The sequence below is a fragment of the Streptomyces sp. NPDC044063 genome, assembly GCF_056434285.1.
This window is the reverse complement of the sequence record NZ_JBWKFM010000004.1, coordinates 65,141-84,002: the sequence shown is the minus strand read 5'-3', so window position 1 is coordinate 84,002 and position 18,862 is coordinate 65,141. Positions and strand designations below refer to the sequence as shown.

The 18,862-nt window shown below is 75.4% G+C and carries 13 protein-coding genes; 5 read left to right on the top strand and 8 right to left on the bottom strand.

Annotation, left to right across the window (positions count from 1 at the left end):
* The first annotated feature begins 59 nt into the window (after positions 1-59).
* Both paaK and AC07BS_RS07175 read left to right on the top strand, forming a co-directional pair.
* Positions 60-1,370 carry a phenylacetate--CoA ligase PaaK gene (gene paaK, locus AC07BS_RS07180; RefSeq protein WP_478930751.1) on the top strand — a complete coding sequence of 437 codons (1,311 nt, stop codon included), beginning with the start codon at positions 60-62 and terminating at the stop codon, positions 1,368-1,370.
* A gap of 38 nt (positions 1,371-1,408) precedes the next feature.
* Positions 1,409-3,859, top strand: coding sequence for a penicillin acylase family protein (locus AC07BS_RS07175; RefSeq protein WP_478930750.1), 2,451 nt, complete (start codon positions 1,409-1,411; stop codon positions 3,857-3,859).
* Between the two features lie 46 nt (positions 3,860-3,905).
* Here AC07BS_RS07175 and AC07BS_RS07170 read toward each other — a convergent pair whose 3' ends face one another.
* From AC07BS_RS07170 to AC07BS_RS07150, 5 genes are all read right to left on the bottom strand, one after another.
* Positions 3,906-4,514: a polysaccharide deacetylase gene (locus AC07BS_RS07170; protein WP_478647441.1), complete on the bottom strand. Its 609-nt coding sequence runs from the start codon at positions 4,512-4,514 to the stop codon at positions 3,906-3,908.
* A 145-nt stretch (positions 4,515-4,659) separates the two neighbouring features.
* Positions 4,660-6,210: an acyl-CoA synthetase gene (locus AC07BS_RS07165; protein WP_478647443.1), complete on the bottom strand. Its 1,551-nt coding sequence runs from the start codon at positions 6,208-6,210 to the stop codon at positions 4,660-4,662.
* A complete protein-coding gene (locus tag AC07BS_RS07160; protein WP_478930748.1) occupies positions 6,207-7,340 on the bottom strand; it encodes an NAD(P)H-dependent flavin oxidoreductase in 1,134 nt (377 codons plus the stop codon). Before AC07BS_RS07160 ends, AC07BS_RS07165 begins: the two co-directional genes overlap by 4 nt.
* Positions 7,341-7,409: 69 nt before the next feature.
* Entirely contained in the window at positions 7,410-9,710 is a 2,301-nt protein-coding gene (locus tag AC07BS_RS07155; RefSeq protein WP_478930746.1) for a serine/threonine-protein kinase, read from the bottom strand.
* Positions 9,711-9,822: 112 nt separating this feature from the next.
* Positions 9,823-10,239 carry a DUF5997 family protein gene (locus AC07BS_RS07150; protein ID WP_478647449.1) on the bottom strand — a complete coding sequence of 139 codons (417 nt, stop codon included), beginning with the start codon at positions 10,237-10,239 and terminating at the stop codon, positions 9,823-9,825.
* Positions 10,240-10,297: 58 nt separating this feature from the next.
* Between AC07BS_RS07150 and AC07BS_RS07145 the strand changes: the two genes are divergently transcribed.
* Positions 10,298-11,116 (top strand): LysR family transcriptional regulator substrate-binding protein, encoded by an 819-nt coding sequence (locus AC07BS_RS07145; RefSeq protein WP_478647451.1) that lies wholly within the window; start codon positions 10,298-10,300, stop codon positions 11,114-11,116.
* Positions 11,117-11,131: 15 nt separating this feature from the next.
* Here the strand turns inward: AC07BS_RS07145 and AC07BS_RS07140 are convergent, their stop codons facing one another.
* The 3 genes from AC07BS_RS07140 to AC07BS_RS07130 all read right to left on the bottom strand — a co-directional run bounded on the left by AC07BS_RS07140 (position 11,132) and on the right by AC07BS_RS07130 (position 14,614).
* Entirely contained in the window at positions 11,132-12,322 is a 1,191-nt protein-coding gene (locus tag AC07BS_RS07140; RefSeq protein WP_478647453.1) for an acyl-CoA dehydrogenase family protein, read from the bottom strand.
* Between the two features lie 236 nt (positions 12,323-12,558).
* Complete coding sequence (locus AC07BS_RS07135; protein WP_478930743.1) at positions 12,559-13,410, bottom strand: phosphatase PAP2 family protein; 852 nt, start codon at positions 13,408-13,410, stop codon at positions 12,559-12,561.
* Between the two features lie 193 nt (positions 13,411-13,603).
* A complete protein-coding gene (locus AC07BS_RS07130; RefSeq protein WP_478930741.1) occupies positions 13,604-14,614 on the bottom strand; it encodes a CapA family protein in 1,011 nt (336 codons plus the stop codon).
* A gap of 236 nt (positions 14,615-14,850) precedes the next feature.
* On the opposite strand from AC07BS_RS07130, the gene AC07BS_RS07125 reads away from it, so the two are divergent.
* Both AC07BS_RS07125 and AC07BS_RS07120 read left to right on the top strand, forming a co-directional pair.
* On the top strand, positions 14,851-15,756 hold the full coding sequence (locus AC07BS_RS07125; RefSeq protein WP_478930739.1) for a cyclase family protein: 906 nt from the start codon (positions 14,851-14,853) through the stop codon (positions 15,754-15,756).
* A 198-nt stretch (positions 15,757-15,954) separates the two neighbouring features.
* The gene (locus tag AC07BS_RS07120) at positions 15,955-18,777 is read left to right on the top strand and encodes a SpoIIE family protein phosphatase (RefSeq protein WP_478930738.1); all 2,823 of its coding nucleotides are present in this window, start codon (positions 15,955-15,957) and stop codon (positions 18,775-18,777) included.
* The last annotated feature ends 85 nt before the right edge of the window (positions 18,778-18,862 follow it).

The following is an 18,862-nucleotide window of genomic DNA, read 5'->3' as shown; positions in this document are numbered from 1 at the left end:
CCCGGCTCCCCCCGCCGGCCGGGGTTACGGGACGGGGCCGCGCGGGGGAAAGATCCATCATGACGGACACCCATGTGACGGACGCCCACGAGCCGCGCACCCGCGACGAACTCGCCGCCCTCCAGCTCTCCCGCCTGCGGGAGACCCTGCGCCACGCCTACGACAACGTCCCCTTCCACCGCGCCGCCTTCGACGCCGCGGGCGTGCGTCCCGAGGACTGCCGCGAGCTCGCCGACCTCGCCCGCTTCCCCTTCACCACCAAGGACGACCTGCGCGCCCACTACCCGTACGGCATGTTCGCCGTCGACCGCTCCCGGGTCCGCCGGATCCACGCCTCCAGCGGGACCACGGGCACGCCCACGGTCGTCGGCTACACCGAGCGGGACCTCGACGTCTGGGCCGGGCTCGTCGCCCGCTCGCTGCGGGCGGCGGGCGCGCGGCCCGGCGACACCGTGCACGTGGCGTACGGGTACGGGCTGTTCACCGGCGGGCTGGGGGTCCACTACGGCGCGGAGCGCCTGGGCTGCACGGTGATCCCGGCCTCCGGCGGTATGACCGAACGGCAGGTGCGGCTCATACACGACCTGCGGCCCGACATCATCATGGCCACGCCCTCGTACATGCTCACCCTGATCGACGAGTTCGAGCGGCAGGGCCTCGACCCCCGCGCCAGCTCGCCGCGCGTGGGCGTGTTCGGCGCCGAGCCGTGGACGGAGGGGATGCGCCGGGAGATCGAGGAGCGCTGCGCGCTCGACGCGGTCGACATCTACGGGCTGTCGGAGGTGATGGGCCCGGGGGTCGCGCAGGAGTGCGTGGAGACCAAGGACGGGCCGCACATCTGGGAGGACCACTTCTACCCGGAGATCGTCGACCCGGTCACCGGCGAGGTGCTCCCGGACGGCTCCCCCGGCGAGCTGGTGTTCACCTCGCTCACCAAGGAGGCCATGCCGGTGGTGCGCTACCGCACCCGTGACCTCACCCGGCTGCTGCCCGGCACGGCCCGCGTCGTCCGCCGCATGGAGCGGATCACGGGCCGCAGCGACGACATGATCATCCTGCGCGGGGTGAACCTCTTCCCGTCCCAGATCGAGGAGATCGTGCTGAGCACCCCCGGTCTCGCGCCCCACTTCCAGCTGCGCCTGACCCGCGAGGGACGCCTGGACCGGCTGACGGTGCGGGCCGAGGCGCGACCGGGGGCGACACCGGACCGGCGGACGGCCGCGGCCGCCGACGTCGCGCGGCGGGTCAAGGACGGCGTCGGGGTGAGCGTGACCGTCGAGATCACCGAGCCGGGGACCCTCGAACGCTCGGCCGCCGGCAAGCTCCGGCGGGTCGTCGACGCGCGCGACCGGAGTGCCGGCGTCCGGTGAACCCCCGCCGCCCCGGCCGCGTCCCTGCCATCGAACCGATGACCGCATCCTTCGCACAGGAGGTCACCTTGCCCACGCGTCACCGCTTACGCGCACTGACGGTCGTCGCCGCCGCACTGCTCACCGGCGTCACCGCCCTGCCCGCCGGCGCGACCCCCCAGGCCCCGCCCGGCACGACCGCCACCGCCTCCGGAGGCGGCCTCTCCGCCGTCATCCGCTACACCGAGTACGGCATCCCGCACATCGTCGGCAAGGACTACGCGAACCTCGGCTTCGGCACCGGCTGGGCCCAGGCCCGCGACCAGGTCTGCGAGCTGGCCGACGGGTTCGTCACCCTGCGCGGCGAGCGCTCACGGCACTTCGGGCCCGACGGCAGACCCGGCGGAGCCCTCTCGTCCGCGTCCACCAACCTCTCCAGCGACCTGTACTTCCGCGGACTGCGGGACGCCGGCACCGTGGAGGGCCTCCTCGCCCGCCCGGCCCCGGACGGGCCCAGCCGCCAGGCCAAGGAGCTGATGCGCGGCTGGGCGGCCGGCTACAACGCCTGGCTGAAGCAGAACAGGATCACCGACCCCGCCTGCCGCAACGCCTCCTGGGTCACCCCCGTCACACCCGTGGACGTGGCCCGCCGCGGCTACGCCGTCACCGTCCTGGGCGGCCAGGGCCTGACCCCCGACGGCCTCTCCGGCCCGGCGTCGCCCGGGAAGCCGGCCGCCGCCCGCGCCGCCGACCCGGCCGCGGCGGCCCGCGCCGTCTTCGACCGGCAGGACGCCGACATGGGCTCCAACGCCGTCGCCTTCGCCGGCTCCACCACGGCCGACGGACGCGGGCTGCTGCTCGGCAACCCCCACTACCCCTGGCAGGGCGGCCGCCGCTTCTGGCAGTCGCAGCAGACCATCCCCGGCGAGCTCGACGTCGCCGGCGGCTCGCTGCTCGGCATGCCCATCGTCCAGATCGGCCACACCGCGGGCGTCGCCTGGAGCCACACGGTCGCCACGGGCGTACCGGCCAACGTCTGGCAGCTGCGGACCGCCCCCGGCGACCCGCACGCCTACGTCGTCGACGGCCGCACCGAGCGCATGACCGAACGCACCGTCACCGTGCCCGTCCGCGGCGCGGACGGCCGCCTCACCGACGTCACCCGCACCCAGTGGTGGACCCGCTTCGGCCCGGTGGTCACCTCCATCGACGAGATGCCGCTGCCCGCCGCGGACGGCGTCGCGTACGCGCTGAACGACCCCAACGCGCGGAGCCTGCGGTTCATGGACTCCTCGCTCGCCCTGAGCCGATCCCGCAGCGTGCGCGACATCCGGGACGGACTGCGGCGCACCCAGGGCCTGCCGTGGGTGAACACCATCGCCGCCGACTCCGCCGGGCACAGCCTCTACACCCAGGCGCAGGTGCTGCCCCGCGTCACCGACGAGCTGGCGCGGCGCTGCTCGACGCCGCTCGGCCGGCAGACCTTCCCGGCCGCCGGCCTGGCCGTGCTGGACGGCTCGCGCGGCGACTGCGCGCTCGGCCGGGACGCGGACGCCGTACAGTCCGGCATCTTCGGCCCCTCCGCGATGCCGTCCCTCGTCGACGCCCCGTACGCCGAGAACTCCAACGACAGCGCCTGGCTGGCCAACGCGGACCGGCCGCTGACCGGCTACCCGCGGATCTTCGGCGACACCGCGGCCTCCCGCTCGCTGCGCACCCGCGGCGCGCTCCAGGACGTCTCGGCGATGGCCCGGCGCGGCCGGCTGACCGTCTCCGACCTGGAGCGGCAGCAGTTCGCGAACCGGGCGCCCGCCGGTGACCTGGCCGCCGCCGACGCGGCGAAGACCTGCGCGGCGCTGCCCGGCGGCCGGGCCACCGGCGCCGACGGCAAGGCCGTCGACGTGTCGGCGGCGTGCGGCGTACTGGCCCGCTGGGACCGGACGACGGCCGCGAACAGCAAGGGGGCGCTGCTCTTCGACCGGTTCTGGCGCAGGCTCGTGCGGGCGGTGCCGGAGGACAAGCTGTGGCGGGTGCCCTTCTCGGCCGCCTCGCCCGTGACGACCCCGCGCACGCTCGACACCTCGGCGGAGGCGTTCCCCCGCGCGCTGGCCGACACGGTCGCGGAGCTGCGGGCGGCGGGCGTCGCGCTGGACGCCCCGCTGGGCGAGCACCAGTACGTCGTCCGGAACGGCAAGCGCGTCCCGGTCTCCGGGGGCGCCCACGCCCTGGGCGTCTGGAACATGATCGAGGCCCGCTGGGACGCCACGGCCGGCGCGTACACCGAGGTGGCCCACGGCTCCAGCTACATCCAGGCCGTCGGCTTCGACGGGAGCGGCTGCCCGGTGGCCCGCACGCTCCTGACGTACAGCCAGTCGTCCGACCCGACATCGCCCCACCACCGCGACCAGACCGAGCTGTTCTCGGCGGGCCGGATGGTGAAGGAACGATTCTGTGAGCGGGACATCCTCGCCTCGCCCCAGCTGAAGGTGGTCCGGGTCGGCGAGCGCTGAGCGCCCGCCGACCCTCGCACCGGGGCGTCCGGTCCCCGCCGGGGGATCAGACGCCTATCTGGATCGCCTCCATGCGGAGCGACTGACCGGTGGTGCCGACCGTGACGGGGTTGCCGCGCACGGCGTTCTGCCAGCCGATGTTCTGGACGTGCGCCCGCGCCCACACGGAACCGGAGGCCACGGAGATCGCCAGGGCCTCCAGGCGCCGGGACTGACCCGTCGTGCCCACGACGACGTTGGTGTAGTCGCCGCCGCAGCGCGTGCCCTGCCAGCCGATGTTCTGGAGGTGGGCGTTCAGACACACCCCGCCCACCTCGCCGACGGCGACCTCGATGGCCTCCATGCGCCGGGACTGGCCGGTCGTCCCCGCCACCGCCCCGTCGCAGACGGCCGGCAGCCAGCCGAGGTCGGCGACGTGGACCCGGTAGCAGACGATGCGGGCGGCCGCGGCGCTCCCGACCCGGGCGGCCTCGGCCCGGAGCGCGTCGGCGGCCGTGCCGGTGCCGCCGGCTCTGGTGGCGGTGCCGGCGTCCGTCGCGGCCCGTTCCCGCGCCGGCGCCTGGGCCTGGGCCGGCGCCGTGCCCGTGAGGCCGAGCACGGCCGCGGCGGACAGGGCCAGCAGTGCCTTGCCGGTCGTGCTGACGAAACCGTTCATCATGGTCTCCTCGCTGTCGGCGTCCGAACGGCCGGGTACCGGCCGCCGACCTGTCTAGCGAGAGCCGCGCGCGGTGGGGAGGGCGGTGGCGGCATCGGCCGGGAATCGCCCCGGAGGGGCGGGGTCCGCACGGGTCGGGAACACGTCACACGGCGCGTTCCCGGCCACGCCAGTACGGTTCGCGCAGCCGGCGCTTGTAGAGCTTGCCGTTGGGGTCGCGCGGCAGCGCGTCGGTGAAGTCGACGGACCGGGGCCGCTTGTAACCGGCCAGCCGGCGGGCGCAGTGGTCCAGCAGTTCGGCGGCGAGGGCGGCGTCGGGCCGGTGGCCCGGGGCGGGCTCGACCACGGCCTTGACCTCCTCGCCCCAGTCGTCGTGCGGGACGCCGAAGACGGCGGCGTCGGCCACGGCGGGGTGGCGCAGCAGCACGGACTCGATCTCGGCGGGGTAGATGTTCACGCCGCCGGAGATGATCAGGTCGATCTTGCGGTCGTGGAGGAAGAGGTAGCCGTCCTCGTCGAGGTGGCCGAGGTCCCCGACCGTGAAGAAGTCGCCCACGCGGCCGCGCCGGGTCTTGTCCGCGTCCTTGTGGTACGCGAAGCCGCCGGTGCTCATCCGCAGGTAGACGGTGCCCTCCTCGCCGGGCGGCACGGGCTTGCCGTCGTCGTCCAGGACGGCGAGCTCGCTGATCGGCCAGGCCTTCCCGACCGTGCCGGGCTTGCGCAGCCAGTCCTCGGCGGTGGCGAAGGCGCCGCCGCCCTCGCTGGCCGCGTAGTACTCCTCCACGCAGCCGCCCCACCAGCGGATCATGGCGCGTTTGACGTGGTCGGGACAGGGGGCGGCGCCGTGGACGGCGTGCCGCAGGGAGGAGACGTCGTACGCGGCCCGGACCTCGGACGGCAGCGCCAGCAGGCGCCGGAACTGGGTGGGGACCATGTGGGTGTGGGTGCACCGGTGGGTGTCGACGAGGCGCAGCATCTCCTCGGGGGTCCAGGTGTCCATCACCACCAGCCGGTGGCCGATGTGGAGGGACGCGGCCGCGAACTGCAGGACGGCGGTGTGGTAGAGCGGCGAGCAGACGAGGTGGACGTCGTCGTCGGACGGCCCGATGCCGAAGAAGCCGAGGAAGCCGCCGAGGTGGCTCTCCTCCGGCGGCCGGCCCGGCAGGGGCCGGCGGACGCCGCGCGGGCGGCCGGTGGTGCCGGAGGTGTAGTTCATGACCCAGCCGAGGGTGCGGCCGGCGGGCGGGGTGGCGGGCATCCCGTCGAGGAGCTCCTGGTACGGCCGGAAGCCGGGTATCTCCCCGACGGCGTAGCGCCCGCCGACGGGCAGCCCGGCCTCGTCGGCGGCGGCGGTCGCGGCCGCCGCCCAGCGCTCGTGGGCGAGGAGGACCGCGGCGCCGGAGTCGGCGAGGATCCAGGAGATCTCCGGCGCGAGGAGGTGGTGGTTGACCGGCACCAGGTAGAAGCCGGCCTGGGTGGCGGCGAGGTGGGCGGTGAGGAACTCGGCGCCGTTGGGCAGCACGGTCGCGACGGCGTCGCCGGGCCGCAGTCCGGCGGCGCGCAGCCCGTGGACGAGGCGGTTGGCGGCGGCGTGGAGACGGCCGGCCGACCAGGCCTCGCCGTCGGGGGTGATCAGGATCGTGCGGTCCGGGTCGGCGGTGGCGCGGGCCCAGAAGCCGGTGATCTTTTCCGTCATGAGGGTTCCTCCTCCCGGTGCGGGCGGCCCGGCCGGACGGCCAGCCGGCCCAGGCGCTCGACGGCGCGTTCGAAGCCCCGGGTGAGGTCGTCGACCACCTCCCGCACCCCTCGTACGGTCTCCATCCGGCCGACGATCTGACCGACCGGCGTGCCCAGCAGCGGTAGCGCCTCGTGTCTCTGGATGCGGGTCAGGGCCTCGGCGACCAGGAGGCCCTGGAGCGGCATGGGCAGCGGGCCGGGGCCTGCCGGGTCGTCCCAGGCGTCGGTCCAGGCGGTGCGCAGCTGGCGGGCGGGCTTGCCGGTCAGGGCGCGGGATCGCACGGTGTCGCCGGAGCCGGCGGCCAGCAGTTTGGCGGTGAGGGCGGCGGAGGGCAGGGCGGCCTCCGCGGTGGTGAGCCAGAGGGAGCCGAGCCAGACGCCCTGGGCGCCGAGGGCGAGCCCGGCGGCGATCTGCTCGCCGCTGCCGATGCCCCCGGCGGCGAGGACGGGCAGCGGGGCGACGGCCCGGACGACCTCCGGGGTGAGGACCATGGTGGCGATCTCGCCGGTGTGGCCGCCGGCCTCGTAGCCCTGGGCGACGACGATGTCGACGCCGGCCTCGGCGTGGCGGACGGCGTGCCGGGCGCTGCCGGCGAGCGCGGCGACGAGGACGCCGTGGTCGTGGGCGCGGCGGACGACGTCCGGGGGCGGTGGGCCGAGGGCGTTGGCGAGGAGGGCGAGGGGGTGATCGAAGGCGACGTCGAGCTGGGCGCGGGCGACCTCGTCGAGCCAGCCGGTGACCCGCCAGCCGGAGCGTTCCCCCTCGGGCAGCTCGGGTACGCCGTGTGCGGCGAGGGTGGCGCGGACGAAGTCCCGGTGCCCGGCCGGGATCATGGCCTCGACGTCGGCCTCGGTGACCCCCGCGGCCCGGGTCGCGGGCATCACGACGTCGAGCCCGTAGGGTCTGCCGCGGGCCAGCTCGTGCAGCAGGCCGAGGTCGCGGGCGAGCTCGGCGGGGTCGGTGTAGCGCACCGCGCCCAGGACGCCGAGCCCGCCGGCCCGGCTGATGGCCGCGGCGACGGCGGGGAACGGGGTGAAGCCGAAGAGGGCGTGTTCGATGCCCAGCCGGTCGCTCAGCTCGGTCCGCATGGGCGGCAGGATGCCGCAGGGGGCCGGACGACGGAACCCGGCGGCAGCATTTTTCTGACTTACCGTCAGCTACAGCTGGGGCGGGGTCCGGTGGGCGCGCGTCGCCCGGGTCCGGCGCACCGCCGCGACCTGCCGGTAGAGCTCCACCGCCTCCGCGCCGCGGCCGAGCTGCTCCAGGCAGTGGGCCTCGTCGTGCCGGCTGGCGAGCGCGTCGGGGTGGTCGGCGCCCAGCACCCGCTGGCGGGCCTGGGCCACGTCCCGGTAGACGGCCAGCGCGTCGGTCCAGCGGCCCAGCCAGCCCAGCCCCACGGCCACCTCGCGGCGGCTGACGAGCGTGTCCGGGTGGTCGGCCCCCAGCACCCGGGCGCGGATCGCGCAGACGTCGCGCGCCTCGGCCAGCGCCTCCTCCCAGCGGCCCAGCCGGCCGAGGTTGACGCCCAGTCCGTGCCGGGCGCGCAGGGTGTCCGGGTGGGCGGTGCCCTGGACGCGCGTGCGGTCCGCGACCAGGTCGCGGTAGAGCTCCAGCGCCTCGGCGCTGCGGCCGAGCCGGCCCAGGCAGATCCCGGCCTCGTAGCGGGCGGCGAAGGTGTCGGCCTCGTCCGGGCCGAGCACCCGTGCCCGGGCCGCCGCCACCGCCCGGTAGGTGCGCAGCGCCTCGGTCCAGCGGCCGAGCTGGCCCAGCGCGTAGCCGACCTCGTAGCGGGTGACGAGGGTGTCGGGGTGCTCGGGGCCCAGCACCCGGGCGCGGGCGGCGGCCACGTCGCGCGCCATGGCGTACGACTCCTCGGGGCGGCCGAGCCGGCTGAGGTTGAAGGCCAGGTTGTGCCGGCAGCGCAGGGTCTCGGGGTGGTCGGGGCCCATCACGCGGTCCCGGGCGGCGAGCACGGCGGAGTAGACCTGGTGGGCCTCGAAGTGGCGGCCGAGCTGCCCGAGGACGTACGCGGTCTCCTGCCGCGCGGCGAGGGTGTCGGGGTGCTCCGGGCCCAGCACCCGCTCGCGGCCGGCCGCGGTCCGGGCGAACTCCCGCAGCGCGTCCGCGGGCCGCCCCAGCCGGCTGAGGGCGAAGCCGACCTCGTAGCGGCTGGCGAGGGTGTCGGGGTGGTCGGGGCCCAGCAGCCGCTCGCGCTCGGCCACCACGGCCCGCTGCACCTCGCCGGCCTCGGCCCAGCGGTCCAGCCGGGCCAGCCGCAGGCCCTCGCTGTGCCGGGCGGCCAGCCCGGCGAGCAGCTCGGCGAGGCGCTCGGGCGGGGGCGGGCGCTCGGCCCCGGCGGTGCGCGGCGCGGAGTGCCGGGTGCCGGTGCCGCCGGGGCCCGCGCCCCAGGACTCGGTCCAGGTGCCGGTGAGGCCGGCCGCGGGGTCCGGGAGCGGCTGCGGGGGGCCGGTGCCGGCCGCCTTGGAGCCGGTGGTCATGTCGCGGGCCCAGCCGGGCAGCCTGGGCGGTCCGGTCGGCCGCGCGGGGCCGGTCATGGGCGGCAGGCGGCCCTCGGGCGGGGTGCGGCGCGGGGGCTCGCCCTCCCGCAGCGGGGGCAGCGCGGCGATGCGCCGGACGAGCTCGGCGGCGTCCGGGGGCCGGTCCTCCGGGTCCTTGGCGAGCAGGTCGAGGACGACGCGCTCGAACGGCTCGGGGAGCTCGGGGCGCACCGGGCGCAGCGGCCGGGGCGGGGTGTCGCGGTGGCCGACGAGGACCGCCCAGGCGTCGTCCATGTCGAACGGCGGGGCGCCGGTGGCGATCTCGTACAGCACGCAGCCCAGCGAGTACAGGTCGCTGCGGTGGTCGACGTGGCCCCCGCCGATCTGCTCCGGCGACATGTAGTGCGGGGTGCCCATGGCGATGCCCGTCCCGGTCAGCCGGGCGGAGAAGCCGATGTCGTGGGCGAGGCGCGCGATGCCGAAGTCGCATATCTTCACCGTGCCGTCGGTGAGACGGACGATGTTGGCGGGCTTGAGGTCGCGGTGGACGATGCCCTGCCGGTGGGTGTGGGCCAGGGCGGCCGCGACCTGCTCGGCGATCTCGATGACCTCGGCCACGGGCAGCGGGTGCTGCCTGTTGTCCTCCATCAGCTGGCTGAGGTTGCGCCCCTCCAGCAGCTCCATCACCAGATAGAGCACGCCGTCCGACTCGCCGAAGTCGTGCACGACGGTGACGCCGCGATGCTGGAGGGAGGCCGCGACCCGCGCCTCGCGGCGGAACCGCTCGCGCAGCACCCGCAGATACGACTGCTCGTGCTGGCGGCCCATGGGCTTGAGGCACTTGACGGCCACGTGCCGGCCCAGCGACTCGTCGCGGGCGCGCCACACCTCGCCCATACCGCCCCGCCCGATCAGGTCGAGGAGCTGGTACCGGCCCTGGATCAGCCTGGTGTCCGCCATGCCGTGCCGCCGCCCCCGTCGCCTCGCTGTGCCCGCCCCGGCCCCTCAAGTATGGCGGGCCGCCGAAGCGGCTTGTAGGCCGACGGGGGCGGCAGGGCGGCGCGCGCCGAGGTCAGGAGCGCGGGTCGCGGCGCTGCTCGTCGCGGCGCGCGTCCTCGGCCTTGTGCTTCTCCTTGACGCGCACGGTCTCCTTGCGCACCTCGGCCTGGGTGGCGCGCTCCTTGGTCAGCCACTCGGGGGCTTCCTGCTTCAGCGCGTCGATCTGCTCCGTGGTGAGCGCCTCGGTGACCCCGCCGCGGGCGAGGCCCGAGATGGAGACGCCCAGCTTCGCCGCGACGACGGGACGCGGGTGGGGGCCGTTGGCGCGCAGCTCGCGCAGCCACTGCGGCGGGTCGGCCTGCAGCGCGGTCAGCTCGTCGCGCGAGACGACACCCTCCCGGAACTCTGCGGGGGTGGCCTCGAGGTACACACCCAGCTTCTTCGCCGCGGTCGCGGGCTTCATGGTCTGGGCGTTCTTGTGCGACGTCATGGTGTCAAGGATATCGAGCGTGTGAACCGGTTCCGACCACGCCCGGTAATCTGGCCGGGTGACAGGCTCGGAAGCAAACCCCACGTTCCGCCTCGCGTACGTCCCGGGCGTGACCCCCGCCAAATGGGTGCGGATCTGGAACGAGCGCCAGCCGGACATCCCGCTGGAACTGATCCAGACGACCACCGCGGAGGCGCCGGGACTGCTGCGGAGCGGCGGTGCCGACGCGGGCTTCGTCCGGCTGCCCGTCGACCGTACGGACCTCAGCGCGATCCCCCTCTATACCGAGACGACCGTCGTGGTCATCCCCAAGGACCACCTCGCGGCGGCGTTCGAGGAGGTGTCCGCGGCGGATCTGGCGGACGAGGTCGTCTTCCACCCCCTCGACGACGCCCTCGACTGGGAGCGCCCGCCGGGCCGGCCCGCCTTCGAGCGCCCCGCCACCACCGCGGACGCGATCGAGCTGGTCGCGGCCAACGTCGGCGTGCTCGTCGTCCCGCAGTCCCTCGCCCGGCTGCACCACCGCAAGGACCTCACGTACCGGCCGCTCACGGACGTGCCGCAGTCGCGCGTCGCCCTGTCCTGGCCCGAGGCCGCGACCACCGACATGGTGGAGGACTTCATCGGGATCGTCCGGGGCCGGACGGTCAACAGCTCGCGCGGCCGCCGCCCCGCCGCCGAGGAGGCCTCCGGCAGGCAGGCGGACAAGAAGCCCGACGCGCGCCGCAAGCCCGCGGCCGGGAAGACCGCGGGCACGGGCCGCACGGCCGGCCGGACCGCCGGCAAGCCGGCCGGGCGCGGCGCCCGGGGCGGCTCCGGCGGATCGGCCGCCGCCAAGGGTGCCCGGGGGCGCGGCAAGCCGCGCCGCAAGGGCTGAGTCCGGGCGGTCCGGTCAGCGGCGCACCCGGGGCATGCCCAGGCCGATCCACGAGATGATCTCCCGCTGGATCTCGTTGTTGCCGCCGCCGAAGGTGAAGATCACCGCGCTGCGGTAGCCGCGCTCCAGCTCGCCGTGGAGGGCGGCGCCCGCCGAGCCCTCCTTGAGCGGGCCCGCCGCGCCCAGCACCTCCATCAGCCAGGCGTAGGCGTCGCGGCGCGCCTCGGACCCGTAGACCTTGACGGCGGAGGCGTCCTGCGGGGTGAGCGTGCCGCGCTGGAGGGCGTCCACCATGCGCCAGTTGAGGAGCTTCATCGCGTCGAGCCGGATGTGGGTGCGTGCGAGGAGGCCGCGCACCCAGCCGAGGTCGGCCACCCTGCGGCCGTCGGGCAGCACGGTCGCGGCGGCCCACCGGCGGACGTCGCCCAGGGCTCTGATCGCGGCGGCGCCGTGCGCGGCGAGGGTGACGCGCTCGTGGTTGAGCTGGGTGGTGATGAGCCGCCAGCCCTCGTTCTCCCGGCCCACCCGGCGGGTGGCGGGCACCCGGATGTTCTCGTAGTAGCTCGCGGTGGTGTCGTGGGAGGCGAGGGTGTTGATCAGGGTGCAGGAGTAGCCGGGATCGGTCGTGGGGACGAGGAGGATGCTGATGCCCTTGTGGCGCGGCGCCTCGGGATCCGTGCGCACGGCGAGCCAGACCCAGTCGGCGGTGTCGCCGTTGGTGGTCCAGATCTTCTGCCCGTTGACGGTGTAGTGCCCGGTGTCCTCGTCGCCCTCGCGGACCGCGCGGGTGGTGAGGGCGGCCAGGTCGGTGCCGGCGCCGGGCTCGCTGTAGCCGATCGCGAAGTCCCACTCGCCGGAGAGGACGCGGGGCAGGAAGTACGCCTTCTGCTCCTCGGTACCGAAGCGCATCAGCGTCGGACCCACCGTGTTGAGCGCCATCAGCGGCAGCGGGACGCCCGCCTGCGCCGCCTCGTCGAAGAAGACGAACTGCTCCATCGGGGTCATACCGCCGCCCCCGTACTCCTCGGGCCAGCCCATGCCCAGCCGGCCGTCCGCGCCCAGTCGGCGGATCGTCCGGCGGTAGAAGCGCTTCCGCTCGGCGGCGTCGGTGTGCCGCGCGTAGGCGTCGTCGGGCACCAGCTCCGCGAAGTACGCGCGCAGCTCGGCACGTAACCGCTGCTGCCCCGGGGTGTACTGGAGATCCACGGCCCCTCCAGGTGGTCGCCGGCGGGTCCGGAGCGGACCGCCGTGGACTGCGGGCGGACACCGTAGAACGCGACGCCGGCATCCGGAAGGGCGGCGCGGCCTTTCGGGCGGCACGGCTTTCGGGCGGGGCGGCTTTCGGGCGGCACGGCTTCCGGGCGGGCGGGAAGGGCCGGAAAACGCCGCATGGCGGACTCCTCGGGGAGTCCGCCATGCGGGGGAGGGGGGAAGGCCCGGGGTCAGCGCCCGGCGTGCCGGCGGTGCCGGCCGCCGCGGCCCGGACCCGCGACGGCCCCGTAGCCGTGGCCCTGCGCGGCCGCGAGCTCGGCGCGCTCCTCCTCCAGGCCGAAGCGCAGGAGGAAGGTGCCGATCAGCGGCAGGCGGTCCAGGTTCGGCAGCAGCCAGGCGTGCCACACGCCGGTCACGAAGAGGATGGCCGAGCCGGCGATCAGGACCGAGCCGAAGGTGTCGGTCGGGTAGTGGGCGCCGACGTACATCCGGGAGAAGGCCACCAGCAGGACGGCGAAGACGCCCAGGAGCACGACCGTGCGCCGGTGCCGGGTCTCGCGGAGGAGGAAGTAGACGCCGACCATCGCGGCGACGGTGAAGGCCACGTGGCCGCTGGGGAAGCTGTTGGAGCCGATCTCCGGGTCCAGCATGAACTCCCGGGGCGGCCGGGGCCGGGCCACGATGGCCTTCGCCAGCTGGGTGCTGTTCCAGCCGATGGCCACCACCAGGAACGTGGCGCTCGCGGCGATGGGCCGGCGCCGCACGAAGAGCAGGTAGCCGCACCAGACCGCCAGGATCAGCACGCCGGCGACCGGCGAGGCGCAGTAGCTGACGATCTCCATGGTGTGGTTCAGCCACCCGGTCCGGGTGTTGATCTGGATCGTCCGGTCCAGGTCAAGGTCGTGCGGCTGGATCAGCCTGGTGTGCGCGGCGGTCATCCCGAGGATGATCGCCATCGCGAACAGCAGGATGGAGTTGCGCAGCCAATGGCGCACGTAGGGCATCGGTGGGGCGTCCTTCGTATCGGTACGGCGGGACCGGGGCGGCGGCACGGCGGACGTACAGCCTGGTGACGAGTACATGCCGCACGGATCTCCTCAGCGCGGCTGTACAGGAAAAAGTACACGCGCGCGGACCCGCGCCTCCCGGTCCCCCGGGCCCGCACCGGCCCATCGGCGGGGCCACCGGGGCCGGGGCGTGACGGGGGTCACGCCCGGGAGCCGTACGGGCGACCGCGGGTCACCGCTTCGTGATCTTCGGGTCACACGATCGTGATCACACAGGTGCGCCGGGGCGACCTCCTCGCTCGGTGTCGTGGGTCCAGTCGACGACCAGGCGGCTCCCCTCGACGGTCACGGCGGTGCCGAAGGCCGCGCAGGCGCGGGAGAAGCGGTCGTGGATCCATTCGCGGGCTCCGCCGTACGCGACAGCGGTCCGGCAGAAGTCCAGGAACAGCGGCACCGCCTCCAGCCGCGTCGGCGTCCCGCCGCCCAGGGTCACCAGGAAGAGCAGGCCGAGGTCGTTGCGGAGCCGGTCGTCGGTCGCGTAGTCGTCGACGAAGTCGCCCATGTCGTGGATGACGCGGTGGGCGACACCGTGGAAGACGTGGGCGGAGTGCCCGGCCACGAGCGTGGCCCCGGCCCGGAGCAGCACGGGCACCGCGTCGCGGACGTACGACGGGGGCCGGGTGGTCATGTTGGGCCCCCAGTGGGGGGTGACCAGCACGGCGTCCGCCTCGGCGGCCGCGCGGCCCACCAGGTCCGTGAGCCAGCCGGGGACGCCGTGCCGCAGGTCGGCGAGGGCCACCCCGGGCCGGCCGGGGCCCGCCGCGAAGTCCTCCGGGTGGTCGGTGACGCCGATCACCGCCACGCGCGTCCCACCCGCCTCCAGCACGGCGTACGCGCGCGCCGCCGCCTCGTCGGCCCCCGCGCCCACCGCCCGCACCCCGGCCCGGTCGAGCAGGACCCGGGTGTCGGCGAGGGCGTCGTAGCCGTAGTCGAGGGCGTGGTTGTTGGCGAGGGTCACGCAGTCCACGCCCAGCTCCACGAGGACGTCGGCGGCGGCCGGCGGGGCGCGGAAGAAGAACGGCTTGCCCGGCGCGGGCCAGGGCTCGCCGCGGTCGGAGACGCAGCACTCGAGGTTGAGGACGAACAGGTCGGCCCCCGCGACGACCTCGCGGAGCTCGTCCGACAGCAGCGTGGCGGCCTCGGGGGCCTTTGCCAGCCGCTCGGCCACGCCGCGCCCCAGCATGGTGTCGCCCGCCAGCGCCACCGTGATCGGTGCCATCCGGGTCCACCTCCGTCGGTCCCTCCTTCCAGGGTGGCACCGCCCGGGAGTCCGTGGGCTCGGCCGCCTTGCCCGCCTTGCCGGGCTTGGCGGGCTTGGCGGGCCGGCGGTCCCCGGCGAGCCCGCCCGCCTGAGGAGCGCGACACTGGCCCCGGAAGCGCACGACGTCCCCGCCGGCGGAGTCCGCCCCGGCCGGCAGGGTCCGGAAGGGCCCGGGTGAGCGGATGAACGGCCTGATGCCACAGCGGGAGTTCGACTCACTGTTCGACGCGGTCCGGGCGGCGGCCCGGGGCGCGCCGGACGGGCGCGCCGCCTGGGGGCGGGTGACCGGCGAGCAGGTGCGGCGGGCGGCGGGGCTGGTCCGGAGCGGGGCCGTCGTACCGCTGGCCCGGCCGTGGGACACCGCGTCCGGGCCCGACAACGCCCGGCCGGCCCTCCACTACATGTCGGCCCTCGGGGACGCCGAGCCGCCCGAGCCGGCCACCTTCAAGGACTTCATCGGGGCCGACTACCACGGCAAGAGCATCACCCATCTGGACGCACCGGCCCACGTCGCGTACCGCGGGCGGCTGTACGGCGGCGGCGCCGCGCGGGAGCTGATCGACGCCCGGGGGGCGCGCTCCGGGGACGTCGCGGGGCTCGGCGGCCTGGTCACCAGGGGGGTCCTGCTCGACCTGCCCGTCGTGGCGGGGAGCGCCTGGCTGGAGCCGGGGCAGGCCGTACACGCGGCGGACCTCGCCGCCGCGGAGGAGTCCCTGGGCGTGACGGTGGGCGAGGGCGACGCGCTGCTGGTGCGCGTGGGGCGGTTCCGGCGGCGCCGGGAGCTGGGGGCCTGGGACGCCGACGCGGCCTGCGCCGGGCTGCACGTGGACGCCGTGCCGCCGCTGGCCGGGCGCGGCATCGTCCTGCTCGGCGGCGACGGGGACAGCGACGTGCGGCCCTCGCCGGTCGAGGGGGTGCATTCGCCGGTGCACACCCTCGTGGTCGCCGCGCTGGGGGTGCCGCTGCTGGACAACCTCGACCTGGAGGGGCTCTCCGCCGCCTGCGCGGAGGCCGGCCGCTACGCGTTCCTGCTGGTCGTGGCCCCGCTGAACGTCCCGGGCGGCACGGGCTCGCCCGTCACCCCGCTCGCGGTCCTGTGACGGACCGTACGCGACGGGAGCGCTCCGTGGGCTCCGGCGGCCGTCCGGCGGCCCCTGTCGGGCCCCGGACGGCGATTCCAGGCATTTCGGGAAAGTTCTAAAATGGAACACCAGCGCATCCGCCCGTCACCCGAGCGGACGGTCCAAGACGGCATGTGACGGCACACGCGGGACGTGCCGGCGAGGGAAGTGATCCGCATGGGGCTCCTGGCCGAGGACATCGGTCCCGCGCTCGCCCGCGAGCGGTTCCTCGGTGGCGGAGCCGTCGGGGAGGCGGCGGTACGGGACCCGATCCTCAGCTCGTGGGAGCGCTCACGGGCGCTGGGGCTCTCTCCGGACGGCTGCGAACTCCCCTTCACCCAGGAGCTCGACGTGGCCGGCCGCCTCGTCCGCGCGGCCGCGCCCGTACTGGACCGGCTCCAGGCCAGGTTCGCCGGCAGCAGCATGAACGTGGCCCTCGCCGACGAGCGCGGGGCCGTGCTCCAGCGCCGGTTCGGGGACCCCGACATGGTGCGGCGGCTGGCCCCGATCCAGAGCGTGCCGGGGTTCGTCTTCGCCGAGAAGTACGCCGGGACCAACGGCATCGGGCTGGCCCTGGAGGAGCGGCAGCTGATCAACGTCTACGGCGCCGAGCACTTCGCCGAGCGCTCCCAGTCAAACGCCTGTTCGGCGATCCCCATCCGGGACCCCCTCAACGGGCACATCGAGGGCATCCTGTGCTTCGGCTACCCGCGCACCGACGCGGACCCGGCGCTGGACGTCGTCATCCGCCGGGCCGCCGGGGCCATCGAACTGCGGCTGCTGGAGCAGAGTTCGGAACGCGAGCGCTCGCTGCTCCAGGCGTACCTCGACGCCCGGCGGCACGCGCCGGCCGGCGACGGCGCGCTCGGCGACCTCGGCTCCAGCGGGCTGGACCCACGCGACCAGATGATCCTCCGGGAGCGGGCCACCGAGCTGATAGCCGCCGCCCAGCGGGCCGCCGTCGAGGTGCCCCTGCCCGGTGGCCGCCGGGTGACCCTGCTGAGCCGCCCGGTGAGCAGCACCTCCGGCGTGACGGGCGTGGCCATCGAGGCGGTCGTCCCCCGGGGCCCCACGGACCACGACCACCTCTCCGTCCCCGTCGGCGCCGCGCCGGTCCCACGCCACTCCGACGGCCAGGACCTCCTGGCGGCCCCGCCGGACGGGACTCCGGTGCCGGACCACGCGCGCGGCCCCCGCGCGGCGCCCGGGCACACGCCGGGCCGGCTGGTGCTGGTGGGCGAGCCCGGGGTGGGTACGTACGCCGTGGCCGCCCGGCGCCGCCTGGAGCTGCTGTCCGAGGCCAGCACCCGCATCGGCACCACCCTGGACGTGGACCGCACCGCCCGGGAGCTCGCCGAGATGGCCGTCCCTCGGCTGGCGGACTTCGTCACCATCGACCTGCCCGAGGCGGTGCTGCGCGGCGACGAACCCACCGACCCCGGCCGGGACCTCCACCGCTCCGTGGTCCACGGCATCCGCGACGACTGCCCCTTCTACCCCGCCGGGGCCCGGGTCGACCTCCGGCCGACCACGCCCCAGCGGCGCTGCCTGACCAGCGGCCGCACCGTGCTGGAGCCGGACCTGAGGGCCGCCACCGGCTGGATCGACCAGGACCCGGTGCACGCTCGGCGCCTCCTCTGCCACAACGTCCACTCCCTCATCGCCGTCCCGCTCCTGGCCCGCGGCATCGTCCTGGGCGTGGTGAGCTTCTACCGCTCCCGGGACCCGGCCCCCTTCGGCGACGACGACCGCTCGCTGGCGCAGGAACTGGCCACGCGGGCCGCGATCTGCATCGACAACGCCCGCCGCTACACGCGTGAGCACACCATGGTGCTCGCCCTCCAGCGCAGCCTGCTCCCCCACGGCTTCCCCGAGCAGAACGCCGTCGAGGTCGCCCACCGCTACCTGCCCGCCGAGTCCGGGGTCGGCGGCGACTGGTTCGACGTCATCCCGCTCTCCAGCACCCGGGTCGCGCTCGTCGTCGGCGACGTCGTCGGCCACGGGCTGCACGCCGCGGCCACCATGGGCCGGCTGCGCACCGCGGCGCGCAACTTCGCCGAGCTGGACCTCCCGCCGGACGAGGTCCTCACCCACCTCGACAACCTCGTGGGCCGCCTCGACCGGGAGGAGTGCGGCGACGACCCGTCGGCCGGCATCACCGGCATCATCGGGGCCACCTGCCTCTACGCCATCTACGACCCCACCTCGCAGCGGTGCACGATGGCCCGGGCCGGGCACCCGCCGCCCGCGCTGGTCCGCCCCGACGGCACCGTCGGCTTCCCCGACCTGCCCGCCGGACCGCCCCTGGGGCTGGGCGGCCTGCCCTTCGAGACCGCCGAGTTCCTCCTCCCCGAGGGCAGCCAGCTGGTGCTCTACACCGACGGGCTCATCGAGGACCGCGGCCGCGACTTCGACACCGCCCTGGAGGAGCTGCGCCGCACCCTGGCCCACCCCAACCGGCCGCCCGAGGACACCTGCCGGGCGGTGCTGGACGCCCTGGTGCCCGAGCACCCCGCCGACGACATCGCCCTGCTCGTCGCCCGCACCCACACCCTGGACCCCAACCGGATCGCCACCTGGGAGCTGCCCGCCGACCCGTCGCTCGTGGCCTCCGTCCGGGCCGCCGTCACCGAGCGGCTGGCCGCGTGGGGGCTGGACGAGGTCGGCTTCGCCGCCGAGCTGATCCTCAGCGAGCTGGTCACCAACGCCATCCGCTACGGCACCGGCCCCATCCAGGTGCGCCTGCTCTACGACCGTGCCCTGACCTGCGAGGTCGCCGACACCAGCAGCACCGCCCCGCACCTGCGCCACGCCGCGACCACCGACGAGGGCGGGCGCGGCCTGTTCCTGGTCGCCCAGCTCTCCCAGTCCTGGGGCACCCGCTACACCCCCGGCGGCAAGGTCATCTGGGCCGAGTGCCCCCTGGAGGTGCCCGGCGGCAGGACCGCCGCCGTCCCCGAGTTCTCCCTCGCGGACATCGACGACATACCCGCCATCTGACGGCCCCTCCGGCGCCCGGCGCCACGGCGGTCGTAGCATGACCGAAACGCGGTAGCCGGTCCGGAAAGGTCCCCAGCAGCCGACT

Bases quoted from the DNA above. Each gene is read 5' to 3' on its own strand.
- AC07BS_RS07165 (WP_478647443.1), bottom strand. From the start codon at position 6,210: ATGACGGAAAAGATCACCGGCTTCTGGGCCCGCGCCACCGCCGACCCG.
- AC07BS_RS07125 (WP_478930739.1), top strand. From the start codon at position 14,851: ATGCCACAGCGGGAGTTCGACTCACTGTTCGACGCGGTCCGGGCGGCG.
- paaK (WP_478930751.1), top strand. From the start codon at position 60: ATGACGGACACCCATGTGACGGACGCCCACGAGCCGCGCACCCGCGAC.
- AC07BS_RS07160 (WP_478930748.1), bottom strand. From the start codon at position 7,340: ATGCGGACCGAGCTGAGCGACCGGCTGGGCATCGAACACGCCCTCTTC.
- AC07BS_RS07170 (WP_478647441.1), bottom strand. From the start codon at position 4,514: ATGAACGGTTTCGTCAGCACGACCGGCAAGGCACTGCTGGCCCTGTCC.
- AC07BS_RS07150 (WP_478647449.1), bottom strand. From the start codon at position 10,239: ATGACGTCGCACAAGAACGCCCAGACCATGAAGCCCGCGACCGCGGCG.
- AC07BS_RS07120 (WP_478930738.1), top strand. From the start codon at position 15,955: ATGGGGCTCCTGGCCGAGGACATCGGTCCCGCGCTCGCCCGCGAGCGG.
- AC07BS_RS07155 (WP_478930746.1), bottom strand. From the start codon at position 9,710: ATGGCGGACACCAGGCTGATCCAGGGCCGGTACCAGCTCCTCGACCTG.
- AC07BS_RS07175 (WP_478930750.1), top strand. From the start codon at position 1,409: ATGACCGCATCCTTCGCACAGGAGGTCACCTTGCCCACGCGTCACCGC.
- AC07BS_RS07135 (WP_478930743.1), bottom strand. From the start codon at position 13,410: ATGTACTCGTCACCAGGCTGTACGTCCGCCGTGCCGCCGCCCCGGTCC.
- AC07BS_RS07130 (WP_478930741.1), bottom strand. From the start codon at position 14,614: ATGGCACCGATCACGGTGGCGCTGGCGGGCGACACCATGCTGGGGCGC.